Source organism: Microbacterium sp. NPDC078814, assembly GCF_040702645.1.
In the GTDB taxonomy this organism is placed as follows: domain Bacteria; phylum Actinomycetota; class Actinomycetes; order Actinomycetales; family Microbacteriaceae; genus Microbacterium.
This window is the reverse complement of sequence record NZ_JBFBLT010000009.1, coordinates 105,991-125,946: the sequence shown is the minus strand read 5'-3', so window position 1 is coordinate 125,946 and position 19,956 is coordinate 105,991. Positions and strand designations below refer to the sequence as shown.

Genomic DNA, 19,956 nt, shown 5'->3' with positions numbered 1-19,956 from the left:
CAACCGTCATCGTCATCTCAGTATTGGTCCGTTCTCGCCCCGTGCAGTGCGAAGGTCAGCAGTGCTGGTGTCTCACCCCATCCTGACGCACAGGGCAGAGGCGGCTACTGGTCTCCAAAGTCGACCCTCGCTTGATCGCCGTCATCGACGAAGTCCTCACCGCGGGGCAAGGGAAATCGACAGCCAGCCGCCGCCACTGCGAGGCGCAGGTCCGACGCATCCTCGACCTCCGCTACCCCGGAGACCCGATCACGAACGTCAAACCAACGACCCTGCAGGGATACATCAACGAGCGGGACGCCGGCCTCTACACCTTCGACAAAGCAACAACACGAAGCACAGCCTCCAACAAACCCGACCGCCAATACAATCTCGGCGAAGCCACCCAGCTCGGGGAGATCTGCGAGATCGACTCCACCGAAATGGACGTGCTGGTGTGGGACGACCAAGGAAACGAATTCCGCCCCAAGCTCACCGTGCTCTTTGACGTCGCCAGCCGCGTACCGATGTCCTGGGCGATCCACGCCAACTCCGCGACGGGGTTCGACCACGCACTCCTGATCGCTCGCGCCATCGTCGGCCGAAAGGCCATCCCTGGTTCGAGCGCCACCCGACTGCCAGCCTCCGCAACACTCCCCGCCGAACTGATGAAGAAAGTAAACAGTTTCCTGGACGACGATTCCCTCGCCGTGCCCTGGATCTTCCCACAGGCGATCACCGTCGACGGCGGCGCAGACTTCCGATCGAGCGTCTTCGCCTCCGCCTGTCGCCGATACGGCATCACCCAAGTGCTCGCGCCGCCGGGAGCTGCGACGGTGAAACCTCACGTCGAACGCAACTTCGGCACCGTCGCCACCGACTTCACCAGTTGGCTCGCCGGTTCAGTGGGCAACTCGGTCGCCAATCGCGTCAGGAAGGCGAAGGCCACTCTGACCCTCGACTCCGTGCGCGCTGCCTTCGACACCTGGGTCACCACGGTCTACCTCAATAAACCGCACGGCGGGCTCAAACTTCCCATGTTCCCGGGCCGCGAATGGACTCCGAACCAGATGTACTCCGTCTTGTTCGAATTCGGTCCAGGGGTGCAACTCCCATTCGGTCAGGAGGACTACTTTGCCTTGCTACCCACGGCGAAGCGCATCATCAGCGATAGTGGCATCGAATTCAAGAACCGGAGGTATGACAGCGCACATCTGGAGGACCTGCGAAACCGATCCCTAACCGGAACGTCAGCACGCCCCGGGTCCCGCGCAGCAAGAAAGTTCGACATCAGTTACGACCCGTACAACCTCAACTGTGTCTGGGTGCGTCACCCCGAGAACGGTGAATGGATCGAATGCTGGGACGTCGCGCTCGAGGAGAACACCGCATGGATGGCGGCAGAGGCAGCGGTGAAGCTGGTCGAACGATTCGGCAGCGGTGAACCTCTCGAGAAGCCCAAGCAAGCCGAGTTCCTCGATGAGATGGAACGGCGGGCGAAGAGCGACGGCAGAGCACGTAGGAAACAACTTGCTGCACAAGCACGCCCGCAGGACCCCGACGCTACCGAATCGCTCCCGATCGAACCGGTAATGATCCCACCACGACAACCGTCGACCATCCTCGACCCCGCAGACATCGACTGGGACTCCCCGGACTTCGACGTCGTCACCTATAAGGAACTCGGCTGATGAACCTCACACCGCTCGTTTTCGAGCACGACCGCAAGACAACGCTGGCCGGCTTCCGTGAAGCGATCTACGCCGACCCGCCGCGCCCACCCTCTATCACGTTCGCCGAATACCGCGCTCTGAACAACCACGACCGGGAACTGTTCGACCAGGTCCGCGAGGACTTCCTGCGCCTGAAAGTACGCGTGGAAACACCGGAGCAGAAACAATGCGCGCGGATCCTCACTCGTCTCATCGCATCGAACCCGCGGCGGAAAAACTCCCGCCGCGGGCTCATGATCTCCGCCCCGATGTTCTATGGGAAAACTGAACTCGCGCTCCTGCTCGCCCAGTTCGTCGAACGCAAGCATGCAGCACGCAATCCCGACTACATGCGCACAGGAGAAGTCCCCGTGGTATGGGTCGAGATGACAGAGCATTCGACAGGCAAGGCCCTCCTCGCGCAGATCGTCGAGTTCCTGTGCCCGACGATCACGCTCAACCGCAGCATCACGACCGACCGGCTCAAGAAAATGGCCGTCGAGCTCCTCCACACGCATCAGACGAAGCTTCTGGTCATCGACGAAGCACACAAACTCGGCGGCGCCGAGCCCTCCAGCATCATCAAGGCGCTCCAAAACGAATCATCCGCGACCGTCCTGCTGGTGGGAATCAACCTGCTCGCCGGGCGAGCATTCGGCAGCGGAGACGGCCAGCAGGTCACCATGCGATGCGACCTCGTCGAGCTGCGGAAAGTGAGTCTGACCCACAGCGACGGGATGAGCCAATGGCTGGATTGGGTCATCCAGTTCGATCGCAACCTGCCGCTCATCGAACACACCAAGGGCGTGCTCTACAAGAACGCGATCTCACTCCACAAAGCAAGCGGCGGTCAGCTCGCGGTGCTCGCCCTCATCGTCGAACGACTCGTCACATCCATCCTCGACGACGCCGGTCGCACCGGCGAACAGATCGATCGCGTAAGACTCCATGCCGTACTCAGCAGCCTCAAACGGTTCGGCCCGAAAGGACATCGCCTCAAACTTGAGGACCTCGTCGACGCCACCGTCGTCAAAGCTGACCTCGCAGTCACCAGTAACGAGGTGGACGTCGCATGACCACCGATCAGGCATGGGCGATCCGACCGAAATGGCACCGGTACGAGTCCCCCCGGTCGTACGCTCGACGCCAGTGCGCCGCAGCACAAGTCCCGGTCGACGTAGTGGAGCGGGGGCTGACCTCCCGCCGGCAGCCCAACTACAAGCGTGTGTGGTCGGACCCTCTGACACCGGCCGTCATCGAGGCAGCCGCGGGACGCCCTGCCGGTCACGTCGACCGCCTCACACGCCGTGCCCAACCGGCCGAGGGCGATTACGCCGCCCGGTATCTGTGCCGACTATGCGCTGCAGGCGAGATCGTCGAACAGATCCCACATGATCGCGAAAACTGGTGCCTGAAGCACCCCGGGCAGATGGTGTGGACTGGCCCCGGGACAACCCCGGAAACGCAACTGGTCACGCGCTTCGACCCCGCGCAGGCTCGGGCGGAACGCCGATTCCGGAGAATGGTCGCAGCAGGTCGGATCACCCCTCGCCTGCACACCCGCGCGTGGGAGATGGTGCGCGACAACGCCAATCTTTCCGACGCGCAGCCACCGTCGCGCGACACGGCAGACGACGAAACGGCCACCCGGGCACGGCTCTACCCGCACCTTGTCGCCGTGCTTGAGGAACTCACGTCACCACGGCACGTCGCCCGCTGGAAATCGTGCCCGCCCGAGCACCTCAGAGCCGAGATCGCCCGGTCGCTGACACACATACCGGGCAACATCGACGTACTCATCACGCGGATCATCCTGTGGCTGCGTCCCATGCGTCGCCAGATTGTCGCTACGAGACTTCAGCCTCTCGACGTCGCCCTCGACACCGTCGACGCACCGGCTGTCATCGACACTCATGCGATCTACCCCCGGTGGATCCAACAGCACCCCCAAGCGGTAGCCGAATGGGATTGGACGCGTAACGACGACGCCCGGGACCCGTGGTCCGCGGCCGCCGTGTCCCGGAAAGCATGGTGGGTGTGCGATGACGGCCACTCGTGGGAAACGAGCCCGTTTGTCCGAGGCGCGGCGCTCAGCGGCTGCCCCTACTGCGCAGGCATGGACGTCTGGCCGGGACAAACCGACCTCCGTACCCTCTTTCCCGACATTGCCGCCGAATGGGCCACCGATCCGGGCGTCAACGCCGGCACACCCGACACAGTCAGCGCGACCGCTGGACGCGTCATCACGTGGCTATGCCCCGACGGACACGCGTGGCGCACATCCGTCGCTCAGCGAACAAAGAACCGCGTCCGGTGCCGAGTGTGCTCTAACCAATCCGTTCAGATCGGTATGAACGATCTCTCGACAACACACCCGCATCTCGTCGCATCGTGGTCTCCGACAAACGCACGGACCCCCGAACAGGTTGTCGCCGGATCCGACTACACCGCGGCATGGACCTGCCCGGACGGTCACGGCTGGGTCGCGACCGTCCGTAGCCGCGCTGTGGATGAGACAGGGTGCCCCACGTGTACAAGCAGACGAGTGACGCCCGGATTCAATGACCTCGCGTCGAAGCACCATCGGCTCGCCTCCGAATGGGATGCGAGGCCAGCAGCCAACGACCGAGGCCCGTCGGAGGTCACCGTGAAAAGCTCGTATCTGGCTGGCTGGCGCTGCCCACGCGGCCATACCTGGAGAGCCACCGTTGCCAACCGATATACCGGCTCCGGTTGCCCGTCCTGCTCGGGCCATACGGCCGTGCGTGGACACACTGATCTCGCGACTCGACGGCCAGACCTTGCCCTCGAATGGGGTGAAGGCAATGATCGAACTGCCGACCAAGTCACCGTGTCGTCGCACTACATGGCAACCTGGACCTGCCGCGCATCTCACTCTCATGTTTGGAGTTCAACTGTGAAGAACAGATCTGCCGGAAGCGGTTGTCCCGTTTGCACCGGGAAGAGGCCTGAGACCGGGGTCAACGACCTGGCGACGTTGCGGCCCGACCTCGCCGCCGAGTGGGATGATTCCAACGAGTTCTCGCCGGCCGACGTCACCATCGGTTCAGGTCGCAAAGCGACATGGCGCTGCGGTCCTAGCGGCCACGTGTGGACGACGATCATCCAGAGCCGCACACGGAGAACCGGCGCGCACTGCCCGCTCTGCATTACCGAACGCGAACCCTCGGGTCGGGGTCGGGCGGCTTAGACGGTAAGCCGAGAGATATCAGCACTCATGAGCGCAAGCGAGCACACCGCCGAGACCATCCTCGAAACGGATAATGAGAGATACGCCACGGTGGTCCAGTCCGTCGGCAAGCTCGTGGGTGCCGCCGCGTCCACAGGTCGTGACTGGAAACTCGTGGACGCGCTTCTGCGCACCGTAACACGCGTGATTCTCGAGCGGGGCGAAGCCGCACTGGTCACCGTCGATGAGGAAGGCGCGAAGCGGAGGCTGCATCCCGATGTTGCAGAGCACATCAACGCCGTGATCGATTCGTTCAGCGATGACGAAGCTGCCGCCCTCCTCGGCGTAGGAACCCGGCAACTGCGCAGACGCGCGCAAGGCGGCGGCATGTACTACTTCACCGTAGGGAAGCGTCGCCGGTACCCTGCCTGGCAGTTCGACAATCGAGCCGGATTGTTGCCCGGGCTCCAGCAGATCGCCGCGACGATCCCCAGCGGCTGGCGCCCGGAAACGACCCGGTCCGTCATGGAGTCTTTCGACACGAAGCTTGCGATCCATGGCGAGCCAGTCACGCCATGCGAGTGGCTCCTCCTCGGACTCGATCCGGCGGTCATCGTCGCAGAATTCGAGCAACGCGAAGCAGCTCGTGAGCGCTGAACAGCCCGTATCCGCACAGCAACGGCAGGCCCTCGCCGCGATCGAGGAGGGGCATGCGCTCGAGAGACAGCAGCTCGCTCCGCGGTCGATCGATCGCGCCAGGCGCATCCTCATCGGCGACCTTCGCCCGGACGCGCGTGCGGAGATGACGGAAGACCTGCGCGCGATTTTGGACACCGACCGATTGCCAGCCAGCCGCTGACAGAGTCGTCCAGGAGAGCGTGAGCGGCGGCCTCGGCCTGCTCCAACCCTCCCTCACGAATCAATAGTTCGATGAGGCTCGCTCACGGCTTCTTGGCGTCGGCATTCTCCTCAGGCGTCGGCTGACCCCTCCTGGTAGATCACCTCGAGGTCGATCACATCAGCGTCGCTGGCCGCTGAGCGGTGGTCGGGCTTGGTGAGTTCAAGGGTTGCCAGATGTCTCTGCAGGCGCTTGGACATCGGGAGGAAGGTACTGAGCGTCAACCCGCCAGAGAACACCGCCCCGAGCACAGGAATTGCCTTCGCAATTCCGCCCGCGAAGAGCTTTTTAGTCATGCTTACCCCGAGGTATCCCGCGACCTTCTTGACGATGGGGTAAAGCACGCCCTTAGTTAGCGCCTGTTGTGGGAGCTTCTTCGCCACATTCGCGGCAATCATGGCAGCGACCTTTGACACTCCGCCCTGGGCGAGCTGCACGCCGAACATGACACCAACAAAGAGGATCAGGAGGCTCTCTGTTGCTTCATCCAACTCCTCGCCGTCAGCGAAGAGGTCCGGCCAGCCGTAGATGTAGGCAAGCTTCTGCGAGATCCGAAGCATGTGACTCATGTACTGGGCGAGATCGGCGGGAACGGTGCCGATCATCGCGAGACCACCGGGGATGCCGGCAAGCGCCGACAAGCCAGTTACCTTGCTCGTCTCGTATCCAATGGAGGTGTTCGCTACCTCCTTGATGATTTCAGACGATATCCCGGCTGCAGCAGGGTTCTGAGCGATCGCTCGCTCGATCTGCTCATCGGTGCAGTAGCGCTTCAGCGCTTTTCGGAGGTACGCAGCACGATTGATTCTTACGCCGGGTAACTTTGCGGCTGCATCCAACACCTGCGAGAACTTCGTTCCCGAGTTCTCGACTTCCCCAGAATCCACCATGAGGCCAATGCTACTAGCGGCATTCGACGCAGATTCGCAGCCCCGATCAGCGCCCTGGCTAGTCAGCGCCTCTCGCTTCGATTTCGAACGGCAGCTGACGCAACGTCGTTCCCGACACTCCGGTGCTCTTGTACATGCGGGCGTGCGCATACTGGATCTCTGGGAGCAGGTCGATCCGCCCGATGGCGTTGAGCATGACCTCATCGGCCTGGCGGGCGAGGTAGCCCAGTTCCGGGATCGCGTATCCGCCCACATACTTACCGGAGTTGAGGTCCCATGAGCGCACCTCCGGCAACGAAGCCTCCATTCGCTCCCCGAGCTCAACGAGGGCGTCGAAGGTATCTTGTCCAAAGCCGTGCAACGGGAACGGGATCTGCGACATCGTGCTCTTGGTGACGTTGAAGCAGTCACCCGTGAACGTCCACCACAAGAAGGCGAGCCGCGACGCAGCGACCGCGCTTGCTGCGAGCTGGTCTGCGCGGTTCTGCACGAACAGCTTTCCCTCGTTGAGAGGGACAGTCATATGGGTTCTCTTGTCATAGGTGATCGGCGACTGGGTGTATGTACTGAGGAAGTAGGTCGCGGTTTTCTTGAAACCGACCGAGAAGTCGCTCACGCGGACCAGCGACGAGCTGAGTGCGCCCTTCGCTATCAACGTGTCGATCAGTTCGAACATCTCGTCGCTACTGGCCCGCATCCAGTTCGGCGTTCTCGCCCCGGGCGGCCGAAGCGAGTATCGCAACGTCGCCAGTAGATGGGGGCGGAATGCCTCGATCCAGCTGTGCGTGAGTGTCGTGCGCAGCTCTGCTGCGCTGCCCTCGCCAGCAGCGGTGATGATGGTGCTGCGCACCTTGACCTGGAAAAGGGCGGCCGGTCGTTCCTGGAACGTGCTTACCCACAGCGAGCCAAACCGGCGCTCGTAAAACCTGCGGAGCGATTCGTCGCGATCGCTGAATTGACTCCGGATCGGGACAATCAGGCTGAGCCGGCCATCTGGGCGGGTGATCTGCGCCGAACGTTCACAGCAGGAGGCGTAGATGTCGTCGATGTCGTCAGTTTCGAAACCGGTGATGCGGTAGCTGAGTTCCCGTCGGTTGACGTAAGGAGGATTGCCGATGACGACATCAAACCCGCCCTGGTGAAAAACCTCCGGGAACTCGACGAACCAATGGAACGGATGATGGGTGTCCACCCACGCGCCGAGCGGTAATGGCTCACTCTGAGTGAACTGGATAGCCGAGTGATAGAGCTCGTTGACGTGCGTCCGCACCTCGTCGAGTAGCTTGATGAGCGCACTGCGGTGCACCGGATCAGCGTCGCCGGTCTCCTGCCCCTCGCGGAAGACGCTGTAAGCCTGAGCGATGCGAGCCGCAGATTTTTTGACCTCCGATACGCGAGGCTTCAAGAACCAGTCGGTGACGTCCTTATCAAGTGAGTCTTCGTTGAGGGCGCCGACCAGCGTGTTGCCTGCTTTGATGTTGAAGTCAAGGTCGGGCAGCGGCTCTAGGTCGCCTCGGTCGTCGATTGTGGCGACGAGCTTGAGAAACAGACGCAGACGGGCGATTTCGACGGCTTCCCGCATGATATCCACGCCGTAGAGGTTCGACAGTGTGGCGTGCTTGAGGATGAAATACTCTCGATTCGCGTGATCGTCCACTTTCGCCAGGAGTGCTGCTCCCTCAGGGAACTCGGTCGAGCGAGTGTGACGATCGAGCGCATCGAGGGTGGCCTCGTACAACGGCTGCAGGATGCGCAGGCCGGCGAAGAGGAACGCTCCCGAACCGCAGGTTGGGTCGATCACCCTGAGTTGGGTGAGAATCTGCCAAGCCGCTAGAGCCTGCTCGGGGGCGTTCAGCTGATCGATCGTGTCGATCGCGAGCTGTTCAAGGTCGATGTTCTCGGTGACGGCACGGTTGACGGAGTCGATCTCGCCGCGGCGTGCTGCGGCGAGTACCTGGGCGTGCTCCTGTCGACGTCGATCGACCTCCCACCACGTTTCGCCGGGCAACCCCAGAGTGCTGTCTGCGAGGACGCCCCAGAGCGGCCTGTGCTGTTCGGTGCGCTGGGCTTCGATTTCGGGCGGCAGTGGACGATCCGTGCCCCAGGCGAGGCTTGTCCAGATATATGCTTCCGGGGTCTCCCGCACGTAGCGCCAAGGGTTGATACCGGTGCGCTCGATGAGGCGCTCGAGGAAGACCGGCACCATGGCGTTACTTGCCATGAAGTGAGTGACGTCCTCCTTGGTGTAGTAAGCCCCTTTGTCAGACCCGCGATTGTCCTGACTTTCCTTCTCGTTGACGAACTGCTCGAAGATGTAGCCGAGCACGTCGGGGTTGATCTCGTTCTGCGCGGCGGTGGGGCGGTCGTCGAGGTGCCACTGGAACTTGTCGAAGAGATCAAAGATCGAGGTGAAGATCTCATCGGGGACGTCGATCGTGTTGTCCCGCTCGAGCTCATGCTCGGTGAAGATGCCTCCATTGATGTACGGGACATCGCCCACGAGCTCCCGAATGACGTCCGTGGGATAGTCATGATTCCTGCCGCCGAGGCCCTTGTGAAACATCGGCAGGAGGAAGTCGCGGTAAAAGCCATAGAACTGGCCTCCGCCGACCATGTCACGAAGTCGGTTTAAACGATTACGAAGATAGTCGGTGTCATCGTCCATGAAGGACTTCTTCTGCATGAAATAGATAAACATCAGGCGGTTCATCAGCAGCGCGGAGTACCACTCCCGCTCACCGTCATCGGCGATGCCCTCGATGACGCTCGTGAGTGCACGCTGGCGTCGAACGAACTGGTCGTAGAAGCGTCGGGTGACCAGGTCGGCGTCGAAGGCTGCGCGCATCCGCCGAAGCACGTCGATGAGCGTCCAGTGCTCGTTGAGCGGTATCTCGATGGTGCCCAGGCGTTGGTTGAGCGCCTCGTTACTTGTACCGATGAAATGTCGGTGCAATGCGAGGCGGGGCTGTCCTACTCCATCTGCGTCGGCAGCCTGGAGCCACCGCCACTCCTGGTGGTCATCGTCGGCGAAGATCAGCAGGCGGGCATCGGAGATTTTGCGGACTTGCTGGTCGATCAGGCGTTGGGTGCGAGCATCTGGGACTTCCCGGCAGAGCCAAACACGTAGACCAGAGTATCCAGCGACCTGATCCAGGGTGTAGGTCTGCTCGTCGATGTTGATTTTGAGTGGAGGCTGGTCGGGTCGGTCCCAGCCGAGTTCCTCAAGGAACAGGGACTGAAAGTCACCGGCGTTGACGAGCTTCATGCGCTCCGAAGCGCTCATGCCACTACTCCCATTGAGCAAACGATATGGATGGGGTCGACCGCGGCGACATCGATCACTAGACGCTTATCTCGGTGCAAGAGCACGAGCAGCTCGGCGAGCTCGTCGACATCGCTTCTCGTGGCGAGCGCGGTGGTGAATCGCTTTTCGGCTTCTTTCGTGAGAGGTCGTGTGAAGATCGCCTCGAGCGCGGCTGCTACTTCGCCCTTACTGGCTACAAGCGCCCCGTTGAGCTTGTTCCACAGACGCTTGCGGACGCCGCTGAGGCGACCCTCGATGTTGCCACTCTGGATGAGATTGCCCTGGGCCATTTGGATCAGCAGCGGGAAGTGGTCGGCGCGCGCGGGAATCGCAGGAGTCGCAGGCTCGCATCGGAAGCGCGCAAGTGCCTCCTGCCCGGTGAGCAGGCGTACCCCATCGGCGGTACCGAATCCGAAACCATCGTTCTCGTTCTCGGTGCGGATGTAGCAGACGACGCCGTCTGTATCCCGGTCCGTCAGAGCAGGGCGGGTGGAGTAGACGAGGTCAGGCAGCTCCTGGACGCGATGGGTGATCTCCGGCGTGTCCTGTTCGGCAGTGCTCCACACCTCGTACGCCAGGCTGGACGCATCGACTTCATTGTCAAGCTCGTTCTCATCGAGCTTGCCCTTGTAGAGGTCTTCAATGATGCGGACCTCATCCTCGGAACCGAAGAACTGCTCGTCCGACCCGAACACTTCGGCGTTGGCATGCAAGCGTTCCGAGATCCGCTGGCGCAGGTTGAGAACCTGTTCCACACCATCGTGCCAAAGCGAGTAGATCAGGACCTCATCGGCTTTCTGGCCGATGCGGTCGACTCGGCCAGCGCGCTGAATGAGCCGGATGATTGCCCAGGGTAGGTCGTAGTTGACCACGATATGAGCGTCCTGCAGATTTTGTCCTTCTGACAGCACATCTGTTGCAACCAGTACTCGGTACTCTGTTGTGGGGTCAGGGTCGGTCGCCGTATCGGTACCGTTGAGCGCCGCCGAGCCGAGCGTGTTCGAGAGCGGCGAGAAGCGGCGCGCGACCTCGGTCGGATTGTTAGTTTCGCCGCTGGCGATGCCAACGCGGTCGATACCAGCCTCTTGCAGTGCCTCGGCGACATACTTGGCGGTGTCCTTGTACTCGGTGAAGATCAGCACCTTCTCATCAGGATGTGTCTCAGTGAGCAATCTGATGAGCTCGGCGAGCTTCGAGTCCACGTCGGCGGTCCAGGCCCCAAACTCGTGCATCAAGGCCATGAGAGCTTCGGTGTCGGATCGGAGGTCGTCGAGCAGCTGCGGGGTAAAAATCGATGGGCGGATCCATCTCACCGATCTAGGGGCGGAGGCGAGCAACGCCTCGTACTCGCTCTTGCCGTCACGGTCGAGCGGGGGCTCGGTGCCCTCGTAATCTCCCTCGGCGTCGTCGTCGCTCTCGCTTGAGGTAAGCATGATGTCGAGGAGTGTGCCAAGAGGCAGGGGGAGGTCGTTCTCGACGGCATAGATGTAGAGGTTGTTGCGCGCGATGTGTCGCTTCAGCGACAACACGAACGAATACCCGCAGCTAGAGAGGCGCTTGTAGAGTCCGCTACGTACGAATCCGATGAGGTGGCCGCTGCCGCGCTCAAAACGCTCCACCGTCCGCTTCTCCTCGGGAGAAAGGTTCGGGGCCTTCTTGAGGTACGCGGCCAGGTTGTACCGCGGGAGCAACAGATGGTCGATCGTGTCGAGCGTCTCGACCGATTCCATCTTGGCCGCCGGGTCGTTGGCGCCGAACGAGTGCACGAGTGGCTTGGGGATGCGAGCAGGGAAAGAGAATCGGTCTCCATTGGAGAAAGTAAGGTACTCCTTGCCGTGCTCGTCGACGAGTGCGTAGTTTTTGCGAATGAATGAGCGGGTGCGACGGATGAGATGCTCGCTCATCAATCGTTTCCAGTCATCTGGCTCCTCGCTGCGTTTGAAGGCCTCGAGGGTGCTGGTTTTTCCGTCTAGACGCTCCGCGAACCGGTCGTCTTTGGACATCGCCACAACTGGCTGCAAGCCGAGATCCTCGTCCGGATCGATGTAGAGACCAAGCTGATTTCCCACATCCTTGAATCGGATGTTGTACGGCGTTGCGGTCAGTAGCAATACGCGGCAGTCGTAGTTGCGGATGTACTCCGCCAGCGCCTGGTAGTCCTGGCGGGTGTCGTTGCGCAACGTGTGCGATTCATCCACGATGACGAACTGATAGCGCCCCAGCTCGGGGAGCCGCTTGGCGGCCATGCTGTACGGAACAACCGTGGCGTTCAGCTCGTACTTCTCCCGATGCTCCTCCCACATCTTGACCAGGTTGACCGGGCATACGATCAGGGTTCGGTACCCCTCGGCCTCGTTGAGCAGCATGGCAGTTGCCGTAGCCGTAAGAGTCTTGCCGAGGCCGACAACGTCGCCAAGCATCGCGCCACCCTTAGTCATGATGCGGCGAGAAAGGGTCTTGACGGCGCTCTCTTGATACTCGAGCAACTGGTTACGCATCACCGGCGGCAACGTGTACTCGATAAGGCCCTCACGTACGTCCCGAGAAAGATGCCAGCACACCTTTAAGTACACCTCGTATGGTGTGAGCGGGACCTCGCTCGCCCAGGACTCATCGATGACCTCAATCAGATCCTCGGTGACATCGATCGAGAACTTGTCGGTCCAGCGGTCTTCGAACCAACCATCGAGTTTCGCAGCACCATCTGAATCAACGACATCCACATTGAGCTCGAAGTTATTCGCGAGTCCGGACGTCGTCAGATTAGAGGATCCGACGTAAGCAACGATCGGAGCGATCTTGTCGTTGCGGTGGCAAATATAGGTCTTGCCGTGGAGAGGCCGGCGGGTGAACAGCTTGATCTCTACCCGTCCGTCGGAGAGCTGCGCCCGAAGCGCTCGGATCGTGGCCTCATCCGAGGCTGTAGGTGCACCACGCATCAGCTGCTGCCGAAACTTGAGTCTCGCCTGCTGTTGCCTAGCTTGCGCAGTCTTGCGATCCATCAGGTCGTCGAGCGGAGCGCCCTCCAGAGTGCGCTGAAGATAATCGAGTACTTGGTCCTCAGGGTCGCCATGCACCATCCCAATCAAGACACGTGCTACTGGACCCTTGCCAACCTCCCGGTCCTGCACGACATCGCTAAACAGCTTCCAGCCGCGAAGGTTAAAGTAGCCCACGGCCGCGTCGATACGGTTGGATCCTCTGAAGGTTTCGACGAGTTGGCTACCGAGGTTCAACTCGATGTTGTCGAAGATGCGGGTCACAACTCTCCTTGCTCGAAGCCGAGAACATCCTGACGAGCCTGCAGCATGGTCTCAGCGTATAGCGCGGGAGCTTGAGGCGTGCTCATCCCGGTGCCAGTCCGCACCGCCAACGATCGGCGACCGCTAGGGTGCTCGTACACAGCGCCTGCGGCACTCGTCTTGCCGACGGCACTTTTCTTTGACTGATCGGGTTCATGATGTCTAGTCGATTTCAGCCACCGTTCAAGCGTTCTGTTTGCGTGTGGGAAGCTCAACTCATGATGCAGTGCTCGAACAAGGGCATCGAAGTATGGGAGATGAATCGCGAGGACTACGTGCGCGGTGACATCGTGGCCATGGACGACACGTTAGGAGCTGTCGCGGGATTCGCCACGTGGATGGAACTCGAGTCGCGGCGCTCTGACCCTGTCGCAATGCTCGTTCAGATCGAGGACTTTCTCCCTCAGGGAGCTGCACCTTTGCGAGTTATGTACCCCACGGTGGGGATCCACCCACTCCTGGACGAGGAATTCGTCGAACTTGAAGCATTCTCACTTCTGGAGATGACTGAAGAGGACCGACGCGCTTTCAGAGAGAACGACACGTCGTCCAGCTGGGTCGAGTTTCGACGCCTTGCCGAGCAGAATGGCTGGAGACTGGTGGAGACGAGGCTTCAGTCCGGCGGGTCTGGTTTCAGCTTACGGTGCCGACTCGACCGTTCCGCAATCTCCCCCGAGGTTTCAATGCAGGAGGTGCGTACACGGGGGTTCAGTGTCATCTATGAGCGAATCGCTGGCTTTATGAGTCAGGTTGCCGAGATCGATGCCCGCGTTTACGAGCACATCATGCGGCCGCAGCGATCATCAGGGTGCTATATCGCGACAGCCGTGTACGGCTCTTACGACTGTCCAGAAGTTAGGGTTCTACGTCGGTGGCGGGACGACGTGCTTCTTCGAAAACCCGGCGGGAAGAGGTTCGTGCGAATGTACTATGCCCTCAGCCCCCACCTGGTGAACGTCCTCGGCTCGACGAGGATATTCGCCTCCGCCGTGAAGCCATGTCTCAACCTGCTCGTACGACGGTTGCAGAGGTCTGGGGTCGCGACCACAACATACGAAGACAAACCCGACGCGCTTGTGTGACGGGCGACGCGCCCCACTCAAACCCGTCTAAGCGGTTTCACTTCAGGACCGTCCTGCCGGATGAAGCGCGGGATGCTGACGCCGCGAGCGACGACCCACGAGTCAGAACTCGCGCTCCTGCGGGCCTAAGAAAAGCCGGCCCGGGTTGTGGGCCGGCTTTGGCCCTCACCATAGCCCCATTCCGGTCAAACCGGAAGATGATCGGCTCCAGCAGACGGGCATACCGAGTGCTGATTCCGGCCCACGCATACGGCAGCCCTCGAAGTCGACCGGAAGCCGTGCTGCCGCGATCGCGGTGGCTGTCTCGCGCCATGACTTCAGCTCGGTGGCAGCTCGCTGTGCCTGACCAGTCGAGAACGAGGCGCTCAGCGCGTGCATCCTCTCGAACTTGCGCGTCAAGCGCGAGGCCAGGGTGCGGTCGTCGTCAAGCGTCGATGAGCGTCGAGTCGTCGCGCGGATGTCGTGGGAGCACAAAAACGCGCTCATGGTCGGAGTAGCTCGCGAAGTCACAGAACTAATGAACCGCATGCGATCCCTACGAGACCGCGACCTGCCCCGCAGTCACGGTCATCCGCGCCGCTTAGAAAGGGCTTCGTCTGACCTAACTAGGCGAGTGTAGAGGTCGTGAGTAAGCCTCTCCGTGTCGCGAATCGACAGGTGCGGGCTTGCCCGCGCTTCGAACGCGGCGAGCACGATGCCATCTCCTGTCGCGGAGGGAGCCAGAATGCCGCCGAATCCCAGAAACCACGCGGCGTTTCCGATGTTCTGACACGCCGTCCAATCGGGATCTCGGATGTCGCCATCCGAAAGCCCGACGTGAGCGAGCGCGGCTGGGGCGCGAAGGTCGAGAACCGTGATCTCGGAAACAGCGATGGTATGGAGCGAGTAGTCAGCTTGGAGGAAGACCTCGACCGGTGCGCTCTGGCTGGTCGCGGCCCTCGCAAGCTCTCCCATGCATGCAGACACGGGTGTGGCGAGGTAGATCGTGGCGAAGATGTCCTTCGGGTTCCACCGGCCGCCGAACAGTCGTGCGCCCGCACCGGAAAGGGGATCGCGGGAAGATCCCGTGTACCTGAAGGTGTCTGCAGACCAGACTGTGCGCGGCAGCTGATCTACTCGCTGCACGAGATCGTCGTCAAGACCCGTCACACTACGACGCCTTCTGCGATCGCTTCGATCAGATTAAGAACGTCCCGGTATCCGCCAGCATGGATCCGCTCGGCTGGCGTGTCGTGATCGAGCAGCTTGTTCGGCTCGAACATCCATACATTCGCATGAGCGGTAGGCAAGATTTCCGTTACCGCCTGCGCAACATATGCGAGCTCCAGCAGCCGTTGCTTGTTCAGTTTCTGAGGAACGACGTCACCGCTCGACCAACGAGCCACTGATCTCGCTGACGCGTCGACGATGCCACCGACCTCTTCTTGGGTGAGACCGAGGTGATCGATGATCGTGGTCACTTTGAGGGCCAACGCTCCACGTTCTGCGGTTGCGCTCATGGCGTGTCCTTACTCTGTCGGGTGTTATGTCCTATAGTATGACATGAACAGCCACTGGGAAGGTAGGACACGATGAGCCTCGAGTTTCACCTGAATGCGCAAGACCACCTCAAGGTCGAGGACTTCCTCTCTCGCGAACACTCCGGGGTTTCCGCCATCGTGCTGCACACGAAAAGCGCCAAGCACCAGCAAGGCGCAGCGGACGCGGCGGTCGACAAGGGCATCGACGTCCTCTACGACCCGCGCACCGAACGCCTCGACGCGCCGGGCCTGACCTTGGACGGCATCCCCGGTTACACCGGGGAGCCCTACGACCTCGCGGTCCTGGCCTCCAACCTCGGCGCACGCCAGAAGCTCGTTGATGCCGTTCTGGACGCACACCCCGATTCGGTGACGATGGTGACACCGCCACACTTCATGGTCAGAGACGAGCGAGAGGGAATGCTCAACCTCGCTCTCGCGGAAGCGACAGCCCTCCATACCGATCTGCCCGTTCGGCCCGTCCTGACGCTACGCGCGCGCGTGAACCAGGAGCTGATCAACCGCCTCGCCCGCGACTACGCTTCCGCGGGCATCAGCTCGATCGAACTCCGCTTCACCCCGCTGGGCGGAGAGAACGATGGGATCCAGAAAGTTCGATCCGCATTCGCGGCAGCGGACGTCTTCCGAGAGCAGGGGATGCGCGTCGTGCTCGGCCGCTCGGGCAATGTCGGGCAGGCCGGTTTCGCGCTCGGCCACGTCGACGGATTCTCGGTCGGCCTCGGCCAGATGGAGCACGTCAACCACGCCGGCGACATCTCCCGCCAGAACAGGCCGCCGAAACTTGACGAGGACGGCAAGCGGAAGGGCGGCGCGTGGCAGGGGGTCTACCTCCCTGGCATCGCAGCGACCCTCAGCATGAAGCGAGCGCGCGCACTCCTCGAACACAGCGATGTTCGCACCCGTCTCGGATGCCGCATTGACGCGTGTGGCCAGTCGCTCCTCGGCCCGCTCGACGACTACCGCAGTCACTACATGCACGCACGCGCCGCCGAGGTGGCTAACCTGCTCGCGACGCCCGAACCCTGGCGCGCGAAGCGAGAGACCGACCGACTCACCCGAGCCATCGAACTTCGCGAACTAGTGAACTCGAGCTACCGCGCCGATAACGACCCCCAGCTCAACACCCGTACCTTGCGCAGCCTGGTCGACGGAATCGAAGAAGAGCGCACCAGCGCCGTCGCTTAACCCAGACGGTAGGAGTCGTCTATAGCTTGCACTTGATGCAAGCTCAAAGCGTTTCCGACAACTTTCCTGTGGACGATTCCCGCTCGGCTACGGTGGGCGGATCCTCTTGCACCGACTCGAGAAGGCAGAGCATGAACAGAGTGCGGCACGCCGGAAGGTCGTTCTTCGGCCTCCCCGGGACCTTCTTCGTGTTCCTGAGCACGATCGCCGTATCGAACCTCGGCGACGCCTTCCGGGTCATGTCGTTGAATCTCTGGTTCTACGAGGAGACGCCGGACAAGGAGCTCACTCGCGTTCTTCTCCTGTTGGCAGGAGTCGTCCCCGGAATGCTCTTCGCTCCGATCGCCGGAGCGATCGCCGATCGCTTCGACCTTCGGAAGACGTTCATCGCCACCATGCTCATCCGCGGCGCTCTCAGCGTGGCGCTCGCTGTCGTCGCATGGGTGGTTGCTCCCGGCGCGCTCGCCTATGTGCTCGTCTTCAGCGCAGCGACGGCGAGCGTCTTCTTCGCCTCGTCGGCGTTCGTCTTCGTGCCCCGCCTGGTTCGGCGCGGGATGATCCCCCGCGCGAACAGCATCATCCAGGCGGTGAGCTGGGCCCTCGCCTCCGTCGGTCCGGCGTTGGCGGCACTTGCCTTCGCCGCCTACGGCCCGTCGGTCGCCTTCCTCCTGGACGCGGTGTCTTTCCTCATCTCTGCCGCGCTCCTGCGGGTCCTGATCCGCCCGGAGCCCACGAGTGGAGAGAAGACGCCACTCCGCGTCAGCATCCGCACCGGCCTGGTGGAGGCCGCCGACTCGATCCGCGGCATTCCCGAAGCTGTCGGCCTCTTGGCGCGCAATCGACTCGCGCTCGGCGTGCTGGTCGCTTCCTACGGCGTGACGTTCACTGCGGGCGTCAACTCCTTCGGTCTCCTCTTCCTGCTCGACGATGAACTCGGCCTCCCGGTCGAGACCCTCGGAATCGTGCTGTCGTGGAACGGACTGATCGCGGTCGTCGCTGCTTTGCTCGTGGGGATCTTCGTGAAGTGGGTGAAGGTCAAACCGTTATTCCTTGTCTGCCTCGCCTTCTTCGTGGTCGCGCAGTTCGTGATGGGCATGGCACCCAACATCGGAGTCCTCCTCGTCGGCGTGGGTATCAGCGCGCTCGTCAACGCGCCCTACAACGTCGCCGTCACCTCGCTCTTCCAGACGAGCGTCGAGGACGAACACCTGGGGCGCATCGGCGGGCTCGACGAGATGGCCGAGAACGTCATCCAGATCCTCGTCTTCCTCTCCGCCGGCATCATCGTGACGGTGGCCGGCCCCCGGCTCGCCCTCGTCGGCGCCGGGGTGGTCGCTCTCGTCCTGCTGTGCCTGGGCGCCACGCTCATGCGCGGCCTTCAGCCCCGCGACGAGGCCGATGAGTCGGATGAGACGACACCGGAGCAGACGGTCCCCACAGCGTAGCCAGCCCGCCGAGCATTTCCATTCACATGAATCCACACCGGTATTCCGGGCGTAGGCTGGAGGGAAGGACGGACCGTCCGAGAAGATCTCCCGGCACCGCGCCCGCCCGGGAAGGAGCCCGAAAGTGGCTCAGTACGACGTCTCGAACCGCTCGGCGATCGTGACAGGAGCGGGCAGCGGCATCGGCCGCGCGGTCGCCCTGCTGCTGGCGCAGAACGGCGCGGCGGTGGTGGTCAACGACCTGAACGCGGAGCACGCGAACGCGGTCGTCGAGGAGATCCGCGCCGCTGGCGGCACCGCGGAGGCGTCGGTCGGCGACGCGACGGACCCGGCCTGGATCGCCTCGTCGGTCGAGCTCGCCAACTCGCTCGCCCCGCTCCGCATCGGCGTCAACAACGCCGGCATCGGCGGCGCGACGGCACCCACCGCGGACTACGAGGAAGACGCGTGGGACAAGGTGATCGCCATCAACCTCAACGCCGTGTTCCGCAACATGAAGGCGCAGATCCCGTCGATCCTCGCCAACGGCGGCGGATCGGTCGTGAACATCGCCTCGATCCTCGGCAGTGTCGGCTTCGCCGGCTCCCCCGCCTACGTCACCGCCAAGCACGGCGTCGTCGGCATGACGAAGACCGCCGCCCTCGAGTACTCCGCGCAGGGGGTCCGGGTGAACTCGGTCGGCCCCGGCTTCATCGACACCCCGCTCCTGGCGAACATGGGCGACGAGGCGAAGGACTTCCTCGTGTCGAAGCACCCGATCGGGCGTCTCGGCCAGGCGGAGGAGGTCGCGAACCTCGTGGTGTTCCTCGCGAGCGACGCCGCGAGCTTCATCACCGGTAGCTACCACCTGGTCGACGGCGGCTACACCGCCCTCTGACGAAGAAACGGCATCCGGCTGCCGGGAACCCGAATCCCGGCGGCCGGATGCCGCGGTCGGCGATCGAGAGCCCCCGCTCCGTTCTCGCCGTAGCCGTCACCGCCCGGGATCCGAGAGCCCTTGAAGAGGATCCCGAGGCGATGAGGCAGGTCTGCACCCCTCCGTTATCAGGCGGACATCGCGTGCAATTCGCGCGATACCGCATCGAGCGCGAGCTCGGGGTCGGTGAGGTCGAGTCCGCCGGTCGAACCCGCGGCCTGCATGAGACGGGCCAGCAGCGGTCGCTGCAGGGTGACCGACGTCTCGACGACGAAGCGGATCGGGATGGACGCGTGGATCCACAGCGTCTCGGTGCAGTCGGCGCCGGTCTGCACCGTGAGCGCGAACGGCTCGTTGCGCCGCAGCTTGGTGACGGTGGCGGCGCGAAGGTGGGCGAGCAGCTCGTCGTCGATCTCGATCGGCTCGGCGAGGTTCGCGTAGGTGAGGGTTCCCATGTTCTTCTCCTCGTGGCAGAAAACCTGGACGAGGATAGTTTACTAGTTTAACTAGTT

Annotated in this window: 15 protein-coding genes; 9 read left to right on the top strand and 6 right to left on the bottom strand. The window is 62.3% G+C overall.

What is annotated here, in order from left to right; translation table 11 throughout:
• Positions 1-131 precede the first annotated feature (131 nt).
• Genes AB0300_RS16150 through AB0300_RS16130 form a run of 5 tightly spaced genes read left to right on the top strand, consistent with a single transcriptional unit; the run spans position 132 to position 5,740 of the window.
• Positions 132-1,670: a Mu transposase C-terminal domain-containing protein gene (locus tag AB0300_RS16150; protein WP_366216432.1), complete on the top strand. Its 1,539-nt coding sequence runs from the start codon at positions 132-134 to the stop codon at positions 1,668-1,670.
• Positions 1,670-2,767 (top strand): TniB family NTP-binding protein, encoded by a 1,098-nt coding sequence (locus tag AB0300_RS16145; RefSeq protein ID WP_366216431.1) that lies wholly within the window; start codon positions 1,670-1,672, stop codon positions 2,765-2,767. Before AB0300_RS16150 ends, AB0300_RS16145 begins: the two co-directional genes overlap by 1 nt.
• Positions 2,764-4,902, top strand: coding sequence for a zinc-ribbon domain-containing protein (locus AB0300_RS16140; protein ID WP_366216430.1), 2,139 nt, complete (start codon positions 2,764-2,766; stop codon positions 4,900-4,902). The genes AB0300_RS16145 and AB0300_RS16140 overlap by 4 nt, the downstream gene beginning before the upstream one ends.
• Before the next feature lie 27 nt (positions 4,903-4,929).
• Positions 4,930-5,538: a hypothetical protein gene (locus AB0300_RS16135; protein WP_366216429.1), complete on the top strand. Its 609-nt coding sequence runs from the start codon at positions 4,930-4,932 to the stop codon at positions 5,536-5,538.
• Positions 5,528-5,740 (top strand): hypothetical protein, encoded by a 213-nt coding sequence (locus AB0300_RS16130; RefSeq protein WP_366216428.1) that lies wholly within the window; start codon positions 5,528-5,530, stop codon positions 5,738-5,740. The genes AB0300_RS16135 and AB0300_RS16130 overlap by 11 nt, the downstream gene beginning before the upstream one ends.
• Before the next feature lie 110 nt (positions 5,741-5,850).
• On the opposite strand, the gene AB0300_RS16125 is transcribed toward AB0300_RS16130, so the two are convergent.
• From AB0300_RS16125 to AB0300_RS16115, 3 genes are read right to left on the bottom strand one after another with little or no spacing between them, the layout of a single operon-like run.
• Positions 5,851-6,669: a hypothetical protein gene (locus AB0300_RS16125; RefSeq protein WP_366216427.1), complete on the bottom strand. Its 819-nt coding sequence runs from the start codon at positions 6,667-6,669 to the stop codon at positions 5,851-5,853.
• 58 nt (positions 6,670-6,727) lie between these two features.
• Entirely contained in the window at positions 6,728-9,952 is a 3,225-nt protein-coding gene (locus tag AB0300_RS16120; RefSeq protein WP_366216426.1) for a DNA methyltransferase, read from the bottom strand.
• Positions 9,949-13,236, bottom strand: a complete 3,288-nt coding sequence (locus tag AB0300_RS16115; RefSeq protein ID WP_366216425.1) for a helicase-related protein — start codon at positions 13,234-13,236, stop codon at positions 9,949-9,951. The genes AB0300_RS16120 and AB0300_RS16115 overlap by 4 nt, the downstream gene beginning before the upstream one ends.
• Positions 13,237-13,493: 257 nt before the next feature.
• Here AB0300_RS16115 and AB0300_RS16110 point away from each other — a divergent pair, with 257 nt between their 5' ends.
• Positions 13,494-14,357 (top strand): CFI-box-CTERM domain-containing protein, encoded by an 864-nt coding sequence (locus AB0300_RS16110; RefSeq protein WP_366216424.1) that lies wholly within the window; start codon positions 13,494-13,496, stop codon positions 14,355-14,357.
• A gap of 567 nt (positions 14,358-14,924) precedes the next feature.
• Here the strand turns inward: AB0300_RS16110 and AB0300_RS16105 are convergent.
• Complete coding sequence (locus AB0300_RS16105) at positions 14,925-15,506, bottom strand: RES domain-containing protein (protein ID WP_366216423.1); 582 nt, start codon at positions 15,504-15,506, stop codon at positions 14,925-14,927.
• Positions 15,503-15,856, bottom strand: coding sequence for an antitoxin Xre/MbcA/ParS toxin-binding domain-containing protein (locus tag AB0300_RS16100; RefSeq protein WP_366216422.1), 354 nt, complete (start codon positions 15,854-15,856; stop codon positions 15,503-15,505). The genes AB0300_RS16105 and AB0300_RS16100 overlap by 4 nt, the downstream gene beginning before the upstream one ends.
• Before the next feature lie 72 nt (positions 15,857-15,928).
• Between AB0300_RS16100 and AB0300_RS16095 the strand changes: the two genes are divergently transcribed.
• The 3 genes from AB0300_RS16095 (at position 15,929) to AB0300_RS16085 (ending at position 19,405) form a co-directional block, all read left to right on the top strand.
• Entirely contained in the window at positions 15,929-17,083 is a 1,155-nt protein-coding gene (locus AB0300_RS16095; RefSeq protein ID WP_366216421.1) for a hypothetical protein, read from the top strand.
• Positions 17,084-17,214: 131 nt separating this feature from the next.
• The gene (locus AB0300_RS16090; RefSeq protein WP_366216420.1) at positions 17,215-18,528 is read left to right on the top strand and encodes an MFS transporter; all 1,314 of its coding nucleotides are present in this window, start codon (positions 17,215-17,217) and stop codon (positions 18,526-18,528) included.
• A 124-nt stretch (positions 18,529-18,652) separates the two neighbouring features.
• Complete coding sequence (locus AB0300_RS16085) at positions 18,653-19,405, top strand: SDR family NAD(P)-dependent oxidoreductase (protein WP_062633228.1); 753 nt, start codon at positions 18,653-18,655, stop codon at positions 19,403-19,405.
• A gap of 167 nt (positions 19,406-19,572) precedes the next feature.
• On the opposite strand, the gene AB0300_RS16080 is transcribed toward AB0300_RS16085, so the two are convergent.
• Positions 19,573-19,899 carry a hypothetical protein gene (locus AB0300_RS16080; protein ID WP_126893715.1) on the bottom strand — a complete coding sequence of 109 codons (327 nt, stop codon included), beginning with the start codon at positions 19,897-19,899 and terminating at the stop codon, positions 19,573-19,575.
• Between the last annotated feature and the right edge of the window lie 57 nt (positions 19,900-19,956).

Excerpts from the sequence above, each read along its gene's own strand:
- AB0300_RS16145 (WP_366216431.1), top strand. The coding sequence starts at position 1,670 with ATGAACCTCACACCGCTCGTTTTCGAGCACGACCGCAAGACAACGCTG.
- AB0300_RS16140 (WP_366216430.1), top strand. The coding sequence starts at position 2,764 with ATGACCACCGATCAGGCATGGGCGATCCGACCGAAATGGCACCGGTAC.
- AB0300_RS16135 (WP_366216429.1), top strand. The coding sequence starts at position 4,930 with ATGAGCGCAAGCGAGCACACCGCCGAGACCATCCTCGAAACGGATAAT.
- AB0300_RS16125 (WP_366216427.1), bottom strand. The coding sequence starts at position 6,669 with ATGGTGGATTCTGGGGAAGTCGAGAACTCGGGAACGAAGTTCTCGCAG.
- AB0300_RS16120 (WP_366216426.1), bottom strand. The coding sequence starts at position 9,952 with ATGAGCGCTTCGGAGCGCATGAAGCTCGTCAACGCCGGTGACTTTCAG.
- AB0300_RS16110 (WP_366216424.1), top strand. The coding sequence starts at position 13,494 with ATGATGCAGTGCTCGAACAAGGGCATCGAAGTATGGGAGATGAATCGC.
- AB0300_RS16100 (WP_366216422.1), bottom strand. The coding sequence starts at position 15,856 with ATGAGCGCAACCGCAGAACGTGGAGCGTTGGCCCTCAAAGTGACCACG.
- AB0300_RS16095 (WP_366216421.1), top strand. The coding sequence starts at position 15,929 with ATGAGCCTCGAGTTTCACCTGAATGCGCAAGACCACCTCAAGGTCGAG.
- AB0300_RS16090 (WP_366216420.1), top strand. The coding sequence starts at position 17,215 with ATGAACAGAGTGCGGCACGCCGGAAGGTCGTTCTTCGGCCTCCCCGGG.
- AB0300_RS16080 (WP_126893715.1), bottom strand. The coding sequence starts at position 19,899 with ATGGGAACCCTCACCTACGCGAACCTCGCCGAGCCGATCGAGATCGAC.